At 50.6% G+C, this 19607-nt stretch carries 19 protein-coding genes and 1 pseudogene; 14 read left to right on the top strand and 6 right to left on the bottom strand.

Going from position 1 to position 19607, the window contains the following annotated elements; translation table 11 throughout:
- Positions 1–39 precede the first annotated feature (39 nt).
- The 8 genes and pseudogenes from MESINF_RS13760 (at position 40) to MESINF_RS03100 (ending at position 6596) form a co-directional block, all read left to right on the top strand.
- Positions 40–305: pseudogene (locus MESINF_RS13760) on the top strand (DUF4160 domain-containing protein).
- A 13-nt stretch (positions 306–318) separates the two neighbouring features.
- Positions 319–567, top strand: coding sequence for a DUF2442 domain-containing protein (locus MESINF_RS03130; RefSeq protein WP_169698496.1), 249 nt, complete (start codon positions 319–321; stop codon positions 565–567).
- A gap of 660 nt (positions 568–1227) precedes the next feature.
- Entirely contained in the window at positions 1228–2307 is a 1080-nt protein-coding gene (locus MESINF_RS03125; protein ID WP_169698495.1) for an AAA family ATPase, read from the top strand.
- Between the two features lie 312 nt (positions 2308–2619).
- On the top strand, positions 2620–2844 hold the full coding sequence (locus MESINF_RS03120) for a DUF433 domain-containing protein (RefSeq protein ID WP_169698494.1): 225 nt from the start codon (positions 2620–2622) through the stop codon (positions 2842–2844).
- On the top strand, positions 2841–3203 hold the full coding sequence (locus tag MESINF_RS03115) for a DUF5615 family PIN-like protein (RefSeq protein ID WP_169698493.1): 363 nt from the start codon (positions 2841–2843) through the stop codon (positions 3201–3203). Before MESINF_RS03120 ends, MESINF_RS03115 begins: the two co-directional genes overlap by 4 nt.
- Before the next feature lie 783 nt (positions 3204–3986).
- On the top strand, positions 3987–4304 hold the full coding sequence (locus tag MESINF_RS03110) for a DUF4180 domain-containing protein (protein ID WP_197712702.1): 318 nt from the start codon (positions 3987–3989) through the stop codon (positions 4302–4304).
- Positions 4305–4438: 134 nt separating this feature from the next.
- Positions 4439–5260, top strand: coding sequence for a hypothetical protein (locus MESINF_RS03105; RefSeq protein WP_169698491.1), 822 nt, complete (start codon positions 4439–4441; stop codon positions 5258–5260).
- Between the two features lie 193 nt (positions 5261–5453).
- On the top strand, positions 5454–6596 hold the full coding sequence (locus MESINF_RS03100; protein WP_231936896.1) for an SLC13 family permease: 1143 nt from the start codon (positions 5454–5456) through the stop codon (positions 6594–6596).
- A 10-nt stretch (positions 6597–6606) separates the two neighbouring features.
- Here MESINF_RS03100 and MESINF_RS03095 read toward each other — a convergent pair whose 3' ends face one another.
- The 4 genes from MESINF_RS03095 to MESINF_RS03080 form a co-directional block, all read right to left on the bottom strand.
- A complete protein-coding gene (locus MESINF_RS03095) occupies positions 6607–7698 on the bottom strand; it encodes a hypothetical protein (protein WP_169698489.1) in 1092 nt (363 codons plus the stop codon).
- A gap of 113 nt (positions 7699–7811) precedes the next feature.
- Positions 7812–8354 carry a hypothetical protein gene (locus MESINF_RS03090; RefSeq protein WP_169698488.1) on the bottom strand — a complete coding sequence of 181 codons (543 nt, stop codon included), beginning with the start codon at positions 8352–8354 and terminating at the stop codon, positions 7812–7814.
- Positions 8355–9277: 923 nt separating this feature from the next.
- The gene (locus MESINF_RS03085) at positions 9278–10468 is read right to left on the bottom strand and encodes a hypothetical protein (RefSeq protein ID WP_169698487.1); all 1191 of its coding nucleotides are present in this window, start codon (positions 10466–10468) and stop codon (positions 9278–9280) included.
- 114 nt (positions 10469–10582) lie between these two features.
- The gene (locus tag MESINF_RS03080; protein WP_169698486.1) at positions 10583–11614 is read right to left on the bottom strand and encodes an ABC transporter permease; all 1032 of its coding nucleotides are present in this window, start codon (positions 11612–11614) and stop codon (positions 10583–10585) included.
- A gap of 71 nt (positions 11615–11685) precedes the next feature.
- On the opposite strand from MESINF_RS03080, the gene MESINF_RS03075 reads away from it, so the two are divergent.
- Together MESINF_RS03075 and MESINF_RS03070 are read left to right on the top strand one after the other, a co-directional pair.
- Positions 11686–12954, top strand: a complete 1269-nt coding sequence (locus MESINF_RS03075) for an MFS transporter (protein WP_231936831.1) — start codon at positions 11686–11688, stop codon at positions 12952–12954.
- Positions 12955–13010: 56 nt separating this feature from the next.
- Positions 13011–13964 carry a phosphotransferase enzyme family protein gene (locus tag MESINF_RS03070; protein ID WP_231936830.1) on the top strand — a complete coding sequence of 318 codons (954 nt, stop codon included), beginning with the start codon at positions 13011–13013 and terminating at the stop codon, positions 13962–13964.
- A 49-nt stretch (positions 13965–14013) separates the two neighbouring features.
- On the opposite strand, the gene MESINF_RS03065 is transcribed toward MESINF_RS03070, so the two are convergent.
- Positions 14014–14154, bottom strand: a complete 141-nt coding sequence (locus MESINF_RS03065) for a hypothetical protein (protein WP_169698484.1) — start codon at positions 14152–14154, stop codon at positions 14014–14016.
- A gap of 244 nt (positions 14155–14398) precedes the next feature.
- Here MESINF_RS03065 and MESINF_RS03060 point away from each other — a divergent pair, with 244 nt between their 5' ends.
- On the top strand, positions 14399–15889 hold the full coding sequence (locus MESINF_RS03060) for an aminotransferase-like domain-containing protein (protein ID WP_231936895.1): 1491 nt from the start codon (positions 14399–14401) through the stop codon (positions 15887–15889).
- Here MESINF_RS03060 and MESINF_RS03055 read toward each other — a convergent pair.
- Entirely contained in the window at positions 15879–16982 is a 1104-nt protein-coding gene (locus tag MESINF_RS03055; protein ID WP_231936829.1) for a lysophospholipid acyltransferase family protein, read from the bottom strand. The two genes, MESINF_RS03060 and MESINF_RS03055, sit on opposite strands and share 11 nt — an antisense overlap.
- Before the next feature lie 773 nt (positions 16983–17755).
- On the opposite strand from MESINF_RS03055, the gene MESINF_RS03050 reads away from it, so the two are divergent.
- From MESINF_RS03050 to MESINF_RS03040, 3 genes are read left to right on the top strand one after another with little or no spacing between them, the layout of a single operon-like run.
- Positions 17756–18340, top strand: a complete 585-nt coding sequence (locus MESINF_RS03050; RefSeq protein ID WP_169698482.1) for a TetR/AcrR family transcriptional regulator — start codon at positions 17756–17758, stop codon at positions 18338–18340.
- A complete protein-coding gene (locus tag MESINF_RS03045) occupies positions 18337–19023 on the top strand; it encodes a hypothetical protein (RefSeq protein WP_169698481.1) in 687 nt (228 codons plus the stop codon). Before MESINF_RS03050 ends, MESINF_RS03045 begins: the two co-directional genes overlap by 4 nt.
- Positions 19020–19514 carry a flavodoxin domain-containing protein gene (locus MESINF_RS03040; protein ID WP_169698480.1) on the top strand — a complete coding sequence of 165 codons (495 nt, stop codon included), beginning with the start codon at positions 19020–19022 and terminating at the stop codon, positions 19512–19514. The genes MESINF_RS03045 and MESINF_RS03040 overlap by 4 nt, the downstream gene beginning before the upstream one ends.
- Positions 19515–19607: the final 93 nt, after the last annotated feature.

The raw sequence follows: 19607 nt of genomic DNA, 5'->3' as shown, positions 1-19607 counted from the left end.
CTGTTTCTTTTGTATAATATGCTATGGAAGGAGGAATCGATGCCAACAATAAGCATGTTCTACGGAATAATTGTGAGGATGTACTGCTCTCCTAATGAGCATAACCCTCCTCATATACACAGTTACTATCAGAGTACAGTTCTACTATCTCAATTCCCGATGGAGAACTTCTAAGTGGCGAGATTTCTGTAAAAAAGCTTCGATTGGTTCAGGCATGGATTGAGCTTCATTCCGATGAGCTAATCGCTAACTGGAAACTTGTGACAAACGGTGAACTTCCCTTCAAGATAGAGCCCCTAAAATAATGGAGGTATTGACATGAGTATTGGAGTAAAGTCGATAAAGAGCTGTAAACCTTATCAACTCATACTTGAGTTCAGTAACGGGGAAGAGAGAGCGATAGATCTGGAGGGAATACTGAACAAAGGAAAATTCTCGGAGCTACGAGACCCGAAAGTCTTCTGCTCGGCTCGAATTAGCTTTGATACAGTAGAATGGTCCAATGGACTGGACATCTGCCCAGAGTACCTATTTGATCATTCAAGACCTATAGAAGTACTTCGTTGAAAAAGAGGTGAGAGGCGAGAAGAGCGGGATTTTGATCTTCTTACCTCTGGCCTCTCCTCCTCTTACCTCTGTTTAGAGACGAACGAGAAGAGCGAGATCCCGGGTCGGAGCCCGGGATGACAGTCTTACTCCCTTCCCGTCATTCTGAGCTTGACTCAGAATCTGCTCTTTCAATCGTAAGGAGCGAGATTCCGTATAGAACCATTACGGGATGACAGCGAAGGAGCACTAAGGAGCGAGATCCCGGGTCGGAGCCCGGGATGACAGTATAGAACCATTACGGGATGACATTAGTGGGGTATTACGGGATGACACGAGTGGGGTGTTGCGGAATGACAGTTTTCTCACGTCATCCTGGCGTGCTCCCAGCCAGGATCCCGGTCTTCGCTCCCTTGCCTATCTTATTCTAACAAACAGCCAAAAACTTTGTTCTTCGTTCACAAGAGCAAAAAGATGTCCGCCCTTCTCCGAGAAGAGGGTTCTTGTCGGGGAAAAACTTTCCGCTGCCAGTCTGCTTGCAGCTCCAACAAACAGGGACCGTTTTTCTCTTCAAGTCTTTTATATCTGATCTTCCAAAGACGTTTCTATTATCAGAGTGTATGCTAGAATGGTTCTGAGGTCAGAACTGGTTCTGATATCAGAACTGGAGGTGGTAATAGTATGTTGCTAGACCCAAAACCAAAGAGCAAAGGAGCCGACCTCTTCTCAAGAGGCGAAGAACTCAAAGAGCTCCTGTCTTCGTTGAGAGACAATCCGATCACAGTGATCACAGGTATAAGGAGAGTCGGGAAGTCTTCTCTAATGAGGGTTGCCATTGCAGAAACGGAGCAAGACTCAATAATGATCGACGTCAGAAGGATATATTCGGATTCTTCCGGTTCAATTGGCAAGGCGGATCTTTCGTATGCTATACAGGGAGAGCTCGAGAAGAAACTAAGAAAAGAGAGAATTAAGACTCTGCTGAGCAAGGTCAAGGGGGTTTCTTTCATGGGAAACTCTGTAACCTTCGATTGGAACGATGTTACTCTAAGTTCGATTCTGGAGAAGCTTAACGATCATCCAAAGCCATTTATTATCGCCTTCGACGAGGCTCAGTATTTTAGATATTACGGAAACAGAGGCGGAAAGAGTATACAGAACCTGATTGCATGGTCTTACGATAGTCTCGCAAATATAAGGTTTCTGCTCACAGGTTCGGAAGTGGGCCTAATTCATGATTTCATTGGAACTGATGATTATAAGAATCCGCTGCACGGGAGATATATATACGAGTTAGTTCTAAAGCCTTTCTCAAAAGATACTTCTATAGAGTTTTTGAAAGCGGCGTTCGCCGAGAACAAAATGCAAGTCCCACTTGAAGAGGTTATTGAAGCTCAGAACCATCTTGATGGAATAGCGGGACATCTTGTGCAGTACGGTCTTAATCGACTTAAAAGAAGCCACGATGAAGCTCTTTCTGAAACCTTCCGAACAGCCAGGATACTTTTTGTCAATGAGCTCAAAGAGCTTGAGAAGCGGAGTCCAAGATACAGAAAGGCACTAGAGTTTATTGCATCCGGTGCCACAAACTTCACGGCAATACTCCGATCCTTTCAGGCCAGCGGCGATTACGCTTCTAAATCTAGAGTTGCAGATGCTTTGCGAATACTGGAGAGGTCCAGCTGGGTAAATAATGAGTACGGGAGGTATTCGATCATTGATCGCGTACTTGCAGAGTTAATAAGAAACGGAGACTTCTAATAAGATGCCGCAAAAACAAGGAAAACAGGGACTGAATCACGGTTTTCCTCCTTCCCGTCATGCCGGACTCACTTGACGTCATTCTGAGCTTGACTCAGAATCACGGTTTTCTAAAGAGTGGGGCACGTTCTTTGCGAAAAACGGGACAGACATCAGGAGCCCGTCAGTCCCGGTTTTTCGCGGTCTTTCATCCTTCACGTCATGCCGGACCTGATCCGGCATCTCTGCTCCTTTGAAAGAGCGGGAAGAACGGTTAATAGCCGACTGTTGTCACGATGTTATAATTGATACAAACATATGAAGGAGGCCTTTATGGCAGGTATTGAAAGAGTTGTTCTAGATCCGAATATATGTCATGGCAAAGCCTGTATAAAGGGAACCAGGATTCCTGTTTCTCTCATATTGGATGAGCTTGCAGCCGGACATAGTTTCGAGGAAATTATCGATCAATATCCTTCGCTGGTTCGTGAAGACATTGTTGCCGCCATCGAATATGCTTCTCTTCTGACAAAAGAGCGAGTTGAAATTCTGCCTTGAAAGAGAAGTTCAAGCTCGACGAAAATCTTCCCGAAGCCGCGCTTGCGCTCTTTCGCAAGAACAACTTCGATGCCGTAAACGTGACGGAAGAGCAACTTGCTGGAGCAACTGATGAGTGTATTCTTACGGTTTGCGGAAATGAGAATAGAGTTCTCGTGACTCAGGATCTTGATTTCTCCGATATCACTCTGCTTGGTCGCACCGAGATTCCGGGAATAATTATATTTCGTCTCAAAAGCCAGTCAAGAGAGGCCGTTATTGAAACGCTCGAAAAACTAATTCCGCTCCTCAAAGAAAACTCTGCAACCGGAAAGATAATGATTGTAAGCGAAAACAGAATAAGAATTAGAGAAGTGTGAGAGCCGTCCATCGTCCAAGAGCGTGGACCCGTCCTTGGAGAACAGAAGAGCGGTTCCGGCGCGTTGCGCCCAAGTTCCTCGTTCCGGAGCTAGGAACTTTGTTCTTGGTAGAGAGCGATGCGTGGAAGAGCGAGAAGAGTCGGAACGAGAAGAGGAGAGAGGGCGAGACACGAGCAGCGGGTCTCGGGTTTCGGGTCTAGGGTCTAGAACGCGAAAAACGCGTTTTTTCGCGGTCTTTGCTCCTTTTCGTCATGCCGGACTCACTTGAAGTCATTCTGAGCTTGACTCAGAATCTGCTCTTTCAATCGTAAGGAGCGAGATCCCGTATAGGAGCACTACGGGATGACGTGATGGGGGAGCATTTCAGGGCAGGCTCCATGGGGACACTACGGGATGACAGTCCCTTCCCGTCATGCCGGACCTGATCCGGCATCTCCGCTCCTTTGAAAGAGCAAGAGCGAGATCCCGTATAGGAGCACTACGGGATGACGTGATGGGGGAGCATTTCAGGGCAGGCTCTCCCCTCACGTCATCCTGACGTGCTCCCAGTCAGGATCCCGGTCTTCGCGACCCATTTTTCGCGGTTTTTGCTCCTAACCAAGAACGAAGAACAAAGCTCCTAGCTCCGCAACGAAGAACTGCTCTTTCCGAGTCCCGGTTTTTCGCAGGAAGTCACGACGGTTTCTAGATCAGTGGCTTTCTGCTATCATATATCGACTAATGAAAAAAGGGGGGAGTCGCATTATAGGGCTTATCGAAACGGACAAAGGCAAGGTTGGCATTATGGAGAGACGGGATGAGGTTTTCAGGAGTTCGCAGGATGTTCTCGATGCGATAGCCGATCTGTGTTATGAAGGGTGTGAAAGGTTCATTTTCTACAAAGAGAACTTCCCAGAGAGTTTCTACGATCTCCGGACCGGCCTGGCCGGAGACATACTGCAAAAGATGTCCACCTATTATATAAAACTGGCGATTGTTGGCGATTTCAGCGGCTATACGAGTAAAAGTCTTAAAGCCTTCATTTACGAATCGAACAGGGGAAAGCAGACTTTCTTCGTGGCGAGCGAAGAAGAGGCGTTGAAAGCCCTCGGTCTGTCTTAAAACGGCTTTTCGCTTTCCCACGAATCTTTGCCGGAATTTTCATCATTAAAGGAGATGCCAGAACTGCCGGACAGTCACCGATATGCTGTTTGTATGAAGGGGAAACCATATAATCGTAAATGGAGGTGACTATTTTGAAAGTCAGAGTATTGATCGCGGCATTTATAGTACTGGCAGTGTTCTCGTTCGCCGGATTGTTGAGCGATCCGGCTAATCGTCTTCGCCTTGAGCTTGACTACGAGTCGGGCTTCACCGGTGTGATCTTCCACACCATTCAATTCGGCCAGAGCGGTACAGTATTCAATTACGTGAAAGATGGAGGGCAGGATGTCCTCTTCCCCTTCGAGAGATTCACCGCCAGCGTGGGAATCGACAGGCACACTGTACATTTTCTCTATCAACCGCTGACGGTGCAAACGAAGGTCAAGTTGAAGAGCGATCTGCTGGTGGATGACGTGCTCTTTCCCGCCGGCACCGGAATGGTTTTGAACTACGGCTTTCCCTTCTATCGCTTGAGCTACACGTACGACGTTTTGAGAAAGGGCGACAGCTATCTGGCGCTGGGGCTTTCTCTTCAAATAAGAAACGCCGATATATACTTCGAATCGCTCGACGGGACGAAGTTCGTGGCCAACAAGAACGTCGGCCCGGTGCCGGTGATAAAGGTCAAAGGTGAGCTCTGGTTCAACGACAGGTTCTACGTCGCGACGGATATTGACGGCTTTTACGCCTCGAGCAGGTTTTTCAACGGGGCCGACTTCGATTTCGAAGGCTCGGTGCTGGACGCTTCTCTGCGCGGCGGATTGAAGCTTACGAATTATCTTGAAGCTTACCTGAATCTGCGCTTCATAGGCGGCACGGCAAAAGGCGTATCGAATAATTCGGACAGCCCCGACGGTTTCACCGACAATAGACTGGCAACTATAAATGTGAGCATCGGTTTCCAGCTCAAGTAGAAAGCCCGGTTGTGTCTTTCAAGGCGGTCTTCTGAAGTCAATTTCGGGGGCCGCCTTCATTATTTAACCTCTTATTCGGATGCGATACATATCTCCGTCTTTCGCAATTTTCTTTGCCAGTCTTTCCAGTATGAATTTTCGGTGGTATGATCTCTCTCGGCAGCAGACGAGGGGGCATTAGAACTTGCATAATATGTACGAACTTTTGAAAAGAACGATCTTCGATCCGGCTTTCGTTAAGAGGCACCTGGTAAGAGAGATGCTTTTCTGGATATCCATGGCTCTATCGATCGTGTCTTCGATCTTCATGGGTGCGAGACTGGAGAGTATTGACTGGGAGGTTATAGCCAAGCTCTTCAGTCTTATGCTGGTCGTGCAGGCCTTCAAGGAGTACGGCGTTCTCGAATGGATGGCCCGCTCCTCTCTGAAGAGCCTTAAAAGCCCGCGTAGTATAGGCGTGATGATCGTGCTGCTCACGGCATCGGTCAGTTCTCTCATAACAAACGACGTCGCGCTGATCACCCTCGTCCCTCTCACCATGTTGATAGCCCTGAAGGCCGGCTTCGACCCGATGTGGCTGGTGATGATTCAAAGTCAGGCCGCAGACGTGGGAAGCGCGCTGACTCCCATCGGCAACCCGCAGAACCTCTTTCTCTTTGAAAAGTACCAGGTGCCGGTCGGGGAGTTCGTTTCTTTTCTCTTGCCCTTCACCATATTTGGCGTCTGCTGGACCCTGGTGATGAACCTCCTGAACAGCAGAAAGAAAGCCTCCTTCACTGTCGAACCTTCGAAGATACGCGAGCCGAGAAAGCTGATGATATTCGCGCTGGCTTTCCTGGTAGTTATGCTTTCGGTTTTCAGGGTCATAGACTACAGGATAGGTCTGGTCCTGACCTTTGTCGTTACCATGGTGCTGGACAGGGGATTTTTCAAGAAGATCGACTACTTTCTGCTGGGAACCTTCGCCTTCTTTTTCATATTCATAGACAACATGACCAGGACCGAGTTCATATCCGGCCTGATGAGATCGGTCGCCAATGGAGATATGCAGACGATGGTGAATTCGGCCCTCTTCTCGCAGATAATAAGCAACGTTCCCTCGGCCATACTCTTCTCTTCTTTCACCGACAGCTATAAGGGCCTTACTCTGGGTGTCAACATCGGCGGTAGCGGAACGATAATCGCCTCGCTCGCCAACCTGATCGCTTACAGGATCTACGTGAAAGAACGCGGGCAGAACGGCAAATACCTGATCATTTTCATGGTATCCAGCACCATTTCGCTCCTTCTGAGTCTGACCTTCGGTTACTTCCGGCTGAAATTCCTGGGGCTTTGATCATCCGGCATTATCTGATCAACGAGAGCTCGGTAACGTTGTAGCTCAGGCTGTTCGGCGACTGTAGTTTGATATAGATAAGCCGGCCGGTGTTTTGATCGTAAAGATACTGGTTCATATAGGTGCCGTTGCTTTGCTGAAGCATTATCGCGTTCGTGCCGTCCTGAAGCTTTCCGGCGAAAACCACTTCGGTGACGACGCCGGTAACGGGATCCCGGTCTATCGTCTGAACTCTGTTCAGCGATTTCAGAGCCTGAGGGCAGAGCCAGAAAGCACCGTTGATCTGGGCGATGCCCGTGACGGTGGTCACCTCCGAGGGCAGGATACCGTACTGCGATATTGTCATCTTGATTAAATCCCAGCTCTGGGAGGACTTTAGAGGAGTGACGTTCACCTGCATCTGAAGGGGAGTCGTGTAGGAACCGGGTATATTAATCGTGTATGTCCCTCCGTAGAGCGTGTCGGTCATGCTCCAGGAAGGCCTGGGAGAGTTGGCCCAGGGGAGATCTATGTATCTGGCCGAGATGAACTCCATGTACGATTGCTGGATATTTTCTCCCGAGGGGATCTGCATCAGCAAATAGATAAGCAATCCCGATGCCGCATCGTAGGTGTAAACGTGTTTCGTATCGACTCCGGTGGTTTCGACCCGCACAACCTGAAGGGTCTGCCCTCCGAACTGGAGCGGCATCGCCATCGCCGTGGTGTTATCGCTGTTGAAGCGGGATAGGTCTTTAAAAACCTCGGGATTCAGCCAGAAGTCGGATATACCCGGTTTCTCGAGCGCGCCGTAAGAAGCTCCCGGGTAGTAACCTCCGTTCATGGTCATGAAGTAAGTACTCAGGATCGCCGTCGAATCCTGCTCGACCGCCACGAAATCCATTTGCTGGATGCCTGTTCCGGAACCCCCCGTATCTGACAGGCCGCCGCCACGCTTCATAACAGCGGTATCCACCCTGTAACTGAGCCTCAGGCCCGGTGCCATCCAGGGAAGAGGACCGTTCACATATTCGGGGAAGTAACTCTCCCAGAGGCTGTAAGACATCATCAAAGAGAGAGCGAGAAAGAGAAGAAAAACAACCGCCACAATCCTTCTGTTCATAGGACCATCTCCTTATGCTGTTCCTCTATGAATTCTACCTCAAGTCGCTCCAAAGAGATCCATTGAACACAGTCGTTCGAAATAGAAACGGAGCGGGTATTAAACCCGCTCCGCTAGAAGCTAAAATCGTATCTGCCGATTAGGTGAAAGTGGGGGAAAAAGGTGGTGTGCCTTGCGAGTCTGCCCCCCATGTTGAATCCAACGTTTATGATCGTGCTTCCGGTTTCGACGCTGAAATCTCCTATGCTGTAACCGGCCCCAATATGTGAAACGATCGGGAGGTACTCGATTTTCATATTCATGACGCTCTGTAATTCCGTCATTAAAGTCGCCTTGAGGAAAATCGATGGAAGAGTGGGCGAGAAGTCTTTAAGTCTTATTTCGGTGTAAAGGCCGAAGTTGACCTGCGAGGGATCGAGAGTATAAAATTCGAAATTCTTCAGCGTCACGCCGAAGGCCGGGATGTCGGCTATAACCCCGAGAATCGGCCCGCCGAAGACCGGCCAGCCTGCCTGAAATCTCCCGAAGAACTGGATGTCGAAATCTTGAGTCTGACGATCCCGGTTAAAAACAAAACCCATTCCCACCGAAAACTGCGTCGCGAAGATCGCCCCGGTCAAAATTAGAGTCAGGGCCAGTAAAAGTGCTTTTTTCACCTGAACACCTCCAAAACTGTAGTTGTTGATATTGAGTAAAACGTTCTCCACAAACGCAAAAAGAGCGTAGAGTGTTCGCTTCCCTCACGAGAAGGACCGGGATGCCGGATCAGTGTCCGGCATGACGTGAAGGGGCTGTCATCCCGTAACGCCCCCGCACTGTCATCCCGGGCTCCGACCCGGGATCTCGCTCCTTAGAAAACCGTGATTCTGAGTCAAGCTCAGAATGACGGGAAGGGAGTAAGACTGTCATCCCGTAGTGCTCCTATACGGGATCTCAAAGAACGGGATCCTGGCTGGGAGCACGCCAGGATGACGAAAGGGGAGAGCCTGCTCTGAAATGCTCCCCCATCACGTCATCCCGTAGTGCTCCTATACGGGATCTCGCTCTTACTCTTTCGAAGGAGCAAAGATGCCGGATCAGTGTCCGGCATGACGTGAGGGGACTGTCATCCCGTAACGCCCCCGCACTGTCATCCCGGGCTCCGACCCGGGATCTCGCTCCTTAGAAAACCGTGATTCTGAGTCAAGCTCAGAATGACGGGAAGGGAGTAAGACTGTCATCCCGTGGAGCCTGTCCTGAAGAGCCTGCCCTGAAATGATCTTATTCAGGGATCAAATTCAGGACTCCTATACGGGATCTCAAAGAACGGGATCCTGGCTGGGAGCACGCCAGGATGACGAAAGGGGAGAGCCTGCTCTGAAATGCTCCCCCATCACGTCATCCCGTAGTGCTCCTATACGGGATCTCGCTCTTGCTCTTTCGAAGGAGCAAAGATGCCGGATCAGGTCCGGCATGACGAAAAGGAGCAAAGACCGCGAAAAACCGTGTTTTTCGCGTTCTAGACCCTAGACCCGAAACCCGAGACCCGCTGCTCGTGTCTCGCCCTCTCTCCTCTTCTCGTTCCGGTTCTTCTCGTTCTTCAGTATCTCAATCTGGCCGCGATACCGCTCTCGAGGACTTCCCCGTTCACGACCACTATTTTACCGTTGCTGGCAGTTACGCTCCGCACTATCCAGGGGCCTATGTTCCTGACCTCCCTGCTGTCTTTCACGGCTTTCGTATAGACGAGCTCTTTATCGAGAATATAACCTCTCTTCCTTACGAGGGGGTTTATGAACAGTGTGTCTATTCTTCTGTCATTGGCCATTCTGGCGACGTCGTTCCAGTCTTGAGCGTATCGATCGCAGTTTTCTCTGGCCTTTTTCAAAAGCTCCACCGCGATCTCGGGTTTCTCTTCTCTAACTATCTTCACGCTCTCGGAAAGTATTTGCTTCTCCTGGGTGATGTTTTTCTGGACCAAGACACGGTGCGCTGAGGGGAGCGTGAGTCTCACTTCATCTTCGATCCTTTCTACGAATTCGCCGAAAGATGAGGAATAGAAGACGATTATGAAGTCGGAGTCGCGTGGCGTCCTCTCCTCCTCTTTAAAAACGCTTGCGACGTGCTGGAGAAATCTGCGGTTCTCCTCGTTTTTCAGTCTCTCGACCTTCTCCGAGTCGCTCCCGTGGTAAACCACACCCGCCGACGGCGAAGGTGAGTATCCTTCGAGGTACTCCTTTTCTCTCTCCTGGATGAACTCGTTTTTCAGTACGGCGATCTCGAAAAGCTTCTCTCTATCGAGCATATACAGGGCCGCCTCTTCTCTCCTGAGGCTGAGAACCAGCGCTTCGACCGTAGAATTGGTGAGCCATATGAGCTGGTCGAGGTCGAAAGTTTTGCCCACGTATATCTCCCTGTCGGGTCGTCTCGAAAGAGCGAGCAAATTCACTTCTCCAACGTTCTGTTCTCTGGAGCTTTCACCGGCGCTGAACTGCAAGAAAACGGCCAGACCCACACCGAGGTCGGCTGTGTTGCCGATTTTCTGCACGATGGCTTCGGCGATCTTCTGGTGGAGTTTTCCAAGTCCGGCCAGTTTTTCGTCCGAGCGCATCGTTTCGAGAATCAAAGATCTCACGTGTTTTTCGGCTTCGATTCTGCCGATGCTTTCCAGAGGGAAATAAAGACTTAGAAGATAAGAATCGGATTTTATTTCTGTTTCAACGCCTAGAAGTCTCTGAAGTTCCTTTTCCATCTGAGCCTTTCGAAGAGTATGTGGAGTGAGTTTTTCCATCGTATTGCCTCCTTCTTTGCCCGGTGGTTGTGAGCACTTCGATCGTTGATCGCTTTAGATTCCACACTTTTTTGATCGGATGTAGGCGATATATGTTCAAATGTTCCGAATAGCTTATCCGGGAATTTCCTTCCAGAGCGTCACTTTAGGGTTCACCAGTGAGTAGGCTATATCCACCAGCAGGTTCGCCGTTATCATAAGTATAGAGATCACCAGGACACAACCGGACAGCGTCAAGACGTCGAACATGAGGGCGGCGTCGGCAATCAAGCTTCCTATGCCAGTTCTGGCGAATATCGTTTCGACGAACACGACCCCTGCCACCATGGAGGCGAAGAGCTCGCCCCCGGCCGTGAGCACGGGGATCAAAGCGTTTTTTCTCACGTGTTTGAGCATTATCTCTCTCTCGCTCAAGCCTTTCGAGCGGGCCGTCCGTATGTAATCGTTGTGCTTGACTTCGAGCGCGCCGGCCCTGCTGATCTGGTATATGTAGGCCGAATTCACAAGAAAGAGAGTCATTACTGGTTCGAGGAGAAACAACAATTGTTCTAGAAAAACCTTAACACGGCCGTTCAGGATGGAGTCGATCAGCGTCGAATAAGTATAATCCTTCCAGCCTTTGACCATGACCGGTTTTAGGCCACCGATCGGGAGCCATTTGAAAAAGACGAACCCCCCTGTCAGGATTAAGAGCCCGAGTATGAAGTCGGGCGTCGCCCAGCCGACGGTCGAAAAAAAGCCGAAGACTGAATCCACCGGACCATCGGGATTCATTGCGGCCCTGAGGCCCAAGCGGGAGCCTATCAGAATTATGGGAATCAGCGAAAGAAAGATCAGTTCCAGACTGCTCGGCAACATCTGGCGAATGGCCTTGCTAACATCCATCCTTCCGGCCATGGAATACCCCATATCTCCCCGGAGCGTGTTTGAAATCCAGATGAAGTACCTGATTATGGCCGGCTCGTCGAGACCATACTTTTTTATGATCCTCTCCGCAGCGTTTGGAGCCCTTCCGGTGCCGCCGGTCATATAAGCGCTCAACAGAGTGTCCGGGCCGAGCGACCATATAACACAGAATACGATCAGGGTGACTCCTATCATTGTCAGGGGAACAGAGAGCAACCTTCTTAGAATGTATGCGGTCATGTAAAACCTCCTGAGCGTACATCTGATTATAAAACAAAATTTGTAGTACAATTGTGTTGGAGATGATTCGTTTGGCTAACGGTTTGCAGGGTGTACTCCTCGGCCATATAGGCAAGGCCTTCCCGGCTTTCAAAGTGAAGAATTACCGGTATTTCTGGATCGGTCAACTAATTTCGGTCATGGGAACGTGGATGCAGACCGCAGCCCAGTCGTGGCTCGTTTTGACCATTACCGACTCGCCCTTTCTTCTCGGACTACTGGGAGTTGCCCAGTTCACGCCGGTGCTGGTCTTCTCACTACTGGCCGGCGTCTTCGTCGATCGCTTCCCGAAGAGATCCATTCTGTTGATCACTCAGTCCGTCTCCATGCTGCTTGCCCTGGCACTCGCGGTTCTGGTTTTCACGAATACCGTGCAATACTGGCACATCTTTCTCCTCTCGTTCGGCCTGGGCATGGTGAAGACCCTGGACATACCGGCCAGGCAGTCTTTCATGATCGAGCTGGTAGGCAAAGACGTGCTCCTCAACGCTATCGCCCTCAATTCAACTGTTTTCAACCTCGCCAGGATAGTCGGTCCCGCGGTCGCCGGGATATTGATGGCGATGGTCGGAGCCGGCTGGTGTTTTCTCATAAACGGGATAACTTTCATAGCCGTCATACTCGGCATTTTCAAGATAGACGTGAGGCCGGTCATAAACAGAAGACCGCGCGGAACCGTTCTGCCGGATATCAAGGAAGGGCTGGCGTATCTCGTGAAGAGCCCGATACTCATCACCACGACACTGATGCTGGCGATAGTCAGCACCTTCGGCATGAATTACAGCGTTCTCATACCTGTCTTCGCGCGCAACCAGCTCGGGCTGGACTCTCAGGGGTACGGCTGGCTCATGGCCTCTCTCGGCGTGGGCTCGCTTATAGGTGCACTGATTATCGCCGGAAAGAGCGCTAAAGGCCCCAGTCGCGCACGGCTCTTCGTGGTCCCCTTCATCACCTCGGCGCTCTTTCTGTTGATTGGCTTCAACAGGTCGTATCTCCTCTCCGCCTTCCTTATATGCCTGATGGGCCTGGCCAATATCTTCTTCACGACGTCGGCCAACAGCCTGATGCAAATAAACTCCAGCAACGAGCTGAGGGGGAGGGTCATGAGCGTTTACTCGCTCGTCTTCGCAGGCTCGACGCCGCTGGGCAATCTCTTCGTCGGAACCGTCTCCGACAGGTACGGAGGGGCGAGCGCCTTCGTCTGGTCGGGCGTGATCACCTTCTCGCTTGTCTCCACGGTGGTTATCGCGTACGGCCTAAGGAAAAGAATCAAACGCTTGAGTGTGAGTGGGCAGGTCTGAGTTATTTTTTCACGAATCTGTAGTATAATTCTTCTGTTGTATTCCGGGGTGATAAGATGCCAAAGATTCCCTATGCCCGGATTTCCAGGTTCTGGGGGTTCAAAGACAAAATAAAGCTCGTTTCCGGGCTCAATGGTCGTGCATATATAGTCAGTTCGGGCCGATCTTTGTACATTCTCAAGAGGCGGCCTACCGGCGTTGCGGGTTTTACAATGCAGCGGGATTTTCTTTCCTCTCTGTTTCATAATGGGATAAACGTCTCGCTCCCCGTCAAGAATCCTGCCGGACTCCTCGAAGTCAGGATCGGAGGGTTCGTTTACTCTCTCTTCACGTACATAGAGGGAAAGAAGGCAGACATGGACATATCTTGCGCCACTCCGGAAATGGCCCGCGAAATCGGCCTCTTCACCGGACGGTTGCATTCGGCGCTCGCTACACTGAAAGATAATGCCATCCAGAGAAGGAATCTCTTCATGACGCTATCGACTTCGCTGCGATTTCTCACTTGCCAGAGAGGCCATCTGCCGTATTTAGATTGCGAGAGGATCGAAGAGTTTTTCGGCGAGTTCTTCTCGCTCTACTACCGGCTTCCGGTTCAGGCGATACACGGAGATTACCACCCGGGCAATATAATCGTCAATTCCGGCAGGGTTTCCGGAGTCATAGATTTCGAGTACTCCTGCAGGGAGGTCAAGGTTTTCGATCTCTCCTATCTAATATCCAGCGTTTTGACGGAGTTCAAGAAAATGGGCTCTCCCTCGCTGGCGCTCTATCTGATCCCTCATCTTCTGGAGGGATACTGCCTCAACAACACGTTGACGACCGAAGAAAGGGAGAGCATCGTGTACCTTCTGGGTGCAGTTCTACTGAATCAGGTTCACTTCTTTCTTGTCCGCGGCTATCCCGAGGAGGCCGCCTTCGCCGAATCGATCCTGGAATGGGTCGTGGACAACAGGGAGAGAATAAACGACAAGGTTGGCCTGACTTGCTCTCATTCCACCTCCAGATGAAGCGGCCGCTCAGCCGACCCTGAAGACTCCGCCGTGACTCCTGACAACCTTAACGTCCTTTTTTCGCATCTCTGACGCTCCTTCTGATTTTCCTCCAGATCCTTTCATTTCGCAGACTTTCCAGTTCCCTCTCGATTTCGATCTCCCCGGTCCTGAGATCTTCTATTGTCGGATAGTGGTTGTGTATCATCTACGATCCCTCCCTTCGCTTCGAATATATCACCGCTCAGGAACGGCCGCCTTTCCGCTGGCAATAGATTGGAGCGATCCATTTCATCTGTAATTCTATTCGGAGTTAATTTCCGAAAGTCCCTTATAATAAAACTTTGCAGTCATTATCGTCAAGCGGTACGCTCCACTATCTTATTAGTGGTATGGTTGACTGGACTGGAAAAGATATAATCGTTTCGTAGGGGGTGAGGTCGGTGATAGGTATGAAAGTATCGATCGAGAGAAATACGGAAGTACCTCTTTTCAAACAGCTTACCGAGCAGTTGAGGGCTGCCATTTTGAGACGCGACATACCGGAGGGAACGAGACTGCCCTCCGAGCGGGAGATGGCCAAGTTGCTTAAACTTAACAGGAGTGTGGTGATCAAAGCCTACAACGAGCTTAAACTTGACGGTCTCCTCGACTCAAAGTCCGGCAGCGGCACTTATGTGGCCGCGGTGACACAGCTCAAGAAGGAATTCGGAATGATAAGTTGGAGCGACCAGCTCAGCGCCTGGGCCACATCCTCCTTTGGGGAGGCCCGCTGGTCATCGCTCGCAAAGGGTCGGCCGGACGACTGCATCAGGCTCGACACAGGCGTTCCCGAAGTGAGGGCCGACCAGATGACTCTTCTGAAAAAGATACTGGAAGGTCTATCACAGGAAGAACTCGACGAATCGCTCCAGTACCCTTCGCTCAGGGGCAACCCCGAGTTACTCAAGTATCTATCCATAAGGCTGAACGGCTCGGGTATTAAAGTCTCCGCGAAAAACCTTCTAGTAACGATCGGAACCGAGGAGGCGATCTATCTTTTGTTTTCCGCGCTGGCCAGACCGGGAGAGGCCGTCATAATCGAAAATCCCACATATTTGAACGTTATCAAAATCTCCAGGATGTTCCAGCACCGGGTCCTGCCCGTAAACAGGTTCAGCGAGGGCTTCGACATGGCCACGCTGGAAAACACTCTCCAGAGGGGCTCCGTGAAGTACATATACACCATGAGCTGTTCCCACAACCCGACCGGGGCGAACATGCCCGAGCGGAAAAAGGAATTGCTCGTCAGATTGGCCGAAAAGTATTCCGTGCCGATAATCGACGACACGGTCTTTTCGGAAATCCAGTACCAGAGCCCGATGCCCAGAACCTTGAAATACTACGACACTCACAACTGCGTTATAGAGGTCGGCGGCATCTCAAAGTCATACGCGCCGGGCTTGAGAATCGGCTGGATCGTGGCCGACGAGGCTCTCATAGAAAAGCTGATCGAGCCGATGAGGATGATCTCGCTGGGCGTGCCAAACCTGAGCCAGCTGGTCGCCGCGAAGCTTCTCTCCTCGGGTGAATACGACGCTTACCTGGAGCGATATATCAAGCTATCGCTCAGAAAATGCGAAAAGACCCGGATGGCCTGCTACCGTTTCCTGCCGTCATACGTGAAGGTGAACGAAGCGCAGGGCGGTAACTTCTTCTGGCTTGAGCTCCCCGATTCCATGGATTGCTGGAAAGTTGCCGAAGAATCCCTGAAAGAGGGCGTTGCGGTATCGCCGGGAAGTCTCTTCACTTTCGATTCCTCCGGTAAGAACTACTTGAGATTGAACCCTCTAGGAGTACCGGAAGAAGAAATAGAAACGGGCATAGAAAGACTCTCTAGGGCCATCGCAACGGTCGCGTCTCGATACAGGAAGGAGGAGCAGAGCTTCTCGGTTATAGTGTAGAGGCCTCCGGGCCGGCGAGGATGCGGTGGGCGCAGTAGAGAAGATAAGAGGAGTGTTCCGTTTTAAGTCTTACCACATCACGGTCGTAGTTGAACTCGTTCAAACGCTTAAGATAAGTGGAGAAGCCCCTGACGTTTTCAAGCCGATAGCTCCTCTCTCCTACCCTCAGCTCGAGGCCGTCGATCGAGACCTCCCCTCTGACTTTCTCTGTCCCCTCTGTAAGGGTGTTCAAGATCACGGCCTCCCCCGGGCCGACCTTGAGGGAACCCTCTCTCGCGAGGTATGCCGCCAGAAGCTCTCTCTGGACCTTCAAAACCTCCGGCACGCTCCTACCTGATACATATCCGTACTCATCGACTGTCAACGCGGCGCCGCATTCGGCGCAGACCGCCTCGTCGCCTCTGGCTGAAATTGTGCGAAAGCCCCCGCATCTCTCGCAGAACCATGCGATTCTCTCTATACCGGAAGCCCTTTTTCGCCCTTTGAAAACGATCTTCTTTTCTCTCTGCCATTCCCAGTCGGAGGAATGTGAAAGAAAATCCAGCGCCTCGCTTCCGCGAAAGACCTCGAAAGCGATCTCGATCCTTCCCCAGCGGTGGTGGTCGGCCCACCTCGGCCTGGTCAGATAACCCCCGTTCATCCTAGCCGCCACCACGGGAACATCGACCCTGTCGAGAAACTTTTCAGTTCCGGGCGGCACCTCGCCGAACTCGCCGTCCCAGGTCACGGAGCCCTCGGGCATCAGACCGATTATGCCCCCGTCCTTCAACACCCTGAGAATCTTTCTCATCGCGGCAACATCCGGGACTCCCTTCCGCTTTTCGATCGCGTCGGCGGCCTTCAAAATAGAGGCTGCCAGGGGAAGCCTGAAATTGCCGGCTGCGACGGCCCACACGATGGGATAGCTCACGAAAGCCTCGATTAGAGCGGCGTCTATGAAATAAGCGTGGTTTCCGACCAGAAGGAAGGGCGGATCGGGAATCTTTTCGGCGTTCACCGCGTGAAGATTGTAGCGTTTCATGAATGGGCGCCTCAGAATAGGCCTCAGTGCCCTCCATATGAATCTGTCGCCCGGCAGTCTTCTTCCTCGCAAATCCGTCACTTCCCCAAGAGAATTTTAGTATAGTAAATTATACAGTGACAAAAAGACTGAAAGCCAATCGAATTACAGACTGCATGCATAATGTTAAATAGTCGGAGTAACGGCACCCGAATGAGCCGCCAAATAGAGCGATTTTAGCAACGAACCATAGAAGCCGTCACAACAATAAAGACGATCGGGCCGACCGTGCGGTGTACTGAAACTGAACTTCAAATGGGGGTAAGCTTATGAAAGATGATCAACGGAATGAGTTTTCAAAGCAATTGAAAGCACGAAAGACAACTTGTCCCCCGGAATGGAAATTAAAAAGAAGAGCTCGCCGAAATCGAAAGGCGAGACTTTAAATCTATTTGATCGCTGTATGGAGGCGCACCCGGAAGGCGAAAGCTGGGCCAATAATTCACAGCGTCGGACATTGATGTTGGGTGAGAAAAGAGATTCATACGGTGTAAGTCAAACGACTTTGTAACACTGTCGGTTTTTCCAGCTGCATTGTGCTGAACTGAGACCATGACTCAATAGAAGCAGCATAAGCAGAAAAAAATAGTCGTCCCAAAAAGAGCCGGCCGCACTAAGTAAGGCCATTGATTGCTTATCAAGGCCAATCTTGAAGCAAAATATGTTCTGGTTTTCAACAAAATCTGTGGCTCCTTCAGTTTCGATAAAACCAGCCCCCTTGACAAACCTATATGGATGAATATAATATATTTGAACACGTTCAAAATGTATTTTAATTATGTTCAAATACAGGGGAGGCGAACCGATTGACAGCCGAAGAAATCAACACCAGAGAAAGAATCTTCAAAGCCACGCTCGAATTGATTAAAGAGGGAAAAGACGCAAACAGACTCACTACTAGGCAAATAGGAGATAGGGCCGGGGTGAATCCTTCGCTGGTCAACTACCATTTCCAGTCGAAGGAAAATCTCATAGGTCAGGTCGTGGGAACGATGATGGGAGAGATCATCGGACAGCTGCGGCGAAGCGATGCAATCGAAAACGATCCGGAAACCAGGTTGAGAGAGATATTACTTACCACTGCCGATGCGGCTTTCAAATTTTACAACGTGAGCAGGATTGCCATAGCCGGCGAGTTGAAAGAGGGCTGCAGGAACTCCTGTCAGATGGTTTTACCGCTTTTGCAGGAGATCTTCAAGGGTTACACTCTTCCCGATCTGAACGTGATCGCCCTCCAGCTGATGCTTCCGTTTCATCATATAGTCGTCGATCCCGATCTTTACGGTAAGTATCTCGGCGCGGACTTTTTCGATGAGAAGCAGCGAAGGCGAAAGATAAATCAAATGGTAGATCTGGTTCTGGCCAGATATGATAAGGAGGCAAAGGAATGAAACAAGCGGGTATTTCAAAGACAGGTTCGAAGATTGTCAATCGCACAATACTGGTTGTCGTAGCGACTATGGCGATAATCTTCGGTGTTGGCGGTATAGGCCACGGTTTCTTCGAGGCGTTGCAGGGGTTCACCCCGACGAACGGATTGGTGATCCACGCGATCGGGGAGGCCGACAAGATGTGGGAATACGGCAACGAGCCGGCCTTCACAGTTATTCCCAATTTCCTGATCACTGGGATCGCTTCCATGGCCGTGGGAATAGCCATTATAGTCTGGTCGGTCGGTTTCCTTCACAGAAGGAACGGTCCGACTGTGTTGCTGCTGCTCTTTGTTTTGCTGTTCCTGGTTGGCGGGGGAATCGGGCAGGTGGTGTTCTTCTCAATTATATGGGTCTTCTCGACTTTCATTCACAAGCGTTTGAAGCCTTCAAAGAACGAAAAGACCGGTGGCCTTCGAAAAAAATCGGCCCGTTTTTGGCTGATTTTTTTGGTGGCCTCTTCCGTTGCAATTCTATTTGCGCTGGAAATCGCTGTCTTCGGACTCGTCCCGTTCGTAAAAAACCCGGACACGATCACTCTGGTTATGCTTTCATCGCTGGCAGGGGGGTTTATACTCATGATTCTTGCTTTTCTATCGGGAATGATCCGCGACGCTGAAACGAACGGGAGGCTTGCCTCATGAAAGAGAGAGTTTTGGTAGCTTATGCCACCAAGCGTGGATCGACCGCGGAGATCGCCGAAAAGATCGGAGAGGTCCTCAGGAAAAGACAGATGCAGGTGGATGTGCTGCCTACCCGGAAAGTCGCCGATCTCTCGCCGTACAAAACAGCGATACTCGGAACGGCCGTTTATATAGGGCTGTGGAGGAGGGAGGCCGTCAAGTTCCTTAAAACCTTTGCGGACGAGCTTGCAAAGATGCCCCTGCGGATCTTTCTTAGCGGTCCTACCGGCGCGGGAGATCCGCTGGAGCTGCTGGGTGACTGGCGCTTTCCGGAATCTCTGAGACCGGTGATAGAGCAAGTAAAACCCGTTGAAATAACTTGCTTCGGAGGAAGAATAGAGAGCGGCAAGATGAATCCCTTCGAAAAAATGATAATCAAAAAAAACGGGGCCGAGATCGGCGATTTCCGCAACTGGGAGAGTATCGCTTCGTGGGCGAATGGAATCGACTGATATCGCAAGCATAGTTCTGTCATGTACAACCCACCAACAAACTTTCCTGGAAAAGAGGCCGGCCTTCGCACGTTACTGGCCTCTTGCCGTGTC

The organism is Mesotoga infera, from assembly GCF_900157305.1.
GTDB lineage: Bacteria > Thermotogota > Thermotogae > Petrotogales > Kosmotogaceae > Mesotoga > Mesotoga infera.
The sequence above is the reverse complement of the archived record's forward strand: the minus strand, read 5'-3'. Positions and strand labels throughout refer to the sequence as shown.

Bases quoted from the DNA above. Each gene is read 5' to 3' on its own strand.
- MESINF_RS03130 (WP_169698496.1), top strand. From the start codon at position 319: ATGAGTATTGGAGTAAAGTCGATAAAGAGCTGTAAACCTTATCAACTC.
- MESINF_RS03125 (WP_169698495.1), top strand. From the start codon at position 1,228: ATGTTGCTAGACCCAAAACCAAAGAGCAAAGGAGCCGACCTCTTCTCA.
- MESINF_RS03120 (WP_169698494.1), top strand. From the start codon at position 2,620: ATGGCAGGTATTGAAAGAGTTGTTCTAGATCCGAATATATGTCATGGC.
- MESINF_RS03110 (WP_197712702.1), top strand. From the start codon at position 3,987: ATGGAGAGACGGGATGAGGTTTTCAGGAGTTCGCAGGATGTTCTCGAT.
- MESINF_RS03100 (WP_231936896.1), top strand. From the start codon at position 5,454: ATGTACGAACTTTTGAAAAGAACGATCTTCGATCCGGCTTTCGTTAAG.
- MESINF_RS03095 (WP_169698489.1), bottom strand. From the start codon at position 7,698: ATGAACAGAAGGATTGTGGCGGTTGTTTTTCTTCTCTTTCTCGCTCTC.
- MESINF_RS03085 (WP_169698487.1), bottom strand. From the start codon at position 10,468: ATGGAAAAACTCACTCCACATACTCTTCGAAAGGCTCAGATGGAAAAG.
- MESINF_RS03080 (WP_169698486.1), bottom strand. From the start codon at position 11,614: ATGACCGCATACATTCTAAGAAGGTTGCTCTCTGTTCCCCTGACAATG.
- MESINF_RS03070 (WP_231936830.1), top strand. From the start codon at position 13,011: ATGCCAAAGATTCCCTATGCCCGGATTTCCAGGTTCTGGGGGTTCAAA.
- MESINF_RS03065 (WP_169698484.1), bottom strand. From the start codon at position 14,154: ATGATACACAACCACTATCCGACAATAGAAGATCTCAGGACCGGGGAG.
- MESINF_RS03060 (WP_231936895.1), top strand. From the start codon at position 14,399: ATGAAAGTATCGATCGAGAGAAATACGGAAGTACCTCTTTTCAAACAG.
- MESINF_RS03045 (WP_169698481.1), top strand. From the start codon at position 18,337: ATGAAACAAGCGGGTATTTCAAAGACAGGTTCGAAGATTGTCAATCGC.
- MESINF_RS03040 (WP_169698480.1), top strand. From the start codon at position 19,020: ATGAAAGAGAGAGTTTTGGTAGCTTATGCCACCAAGCGTGGATCGACC.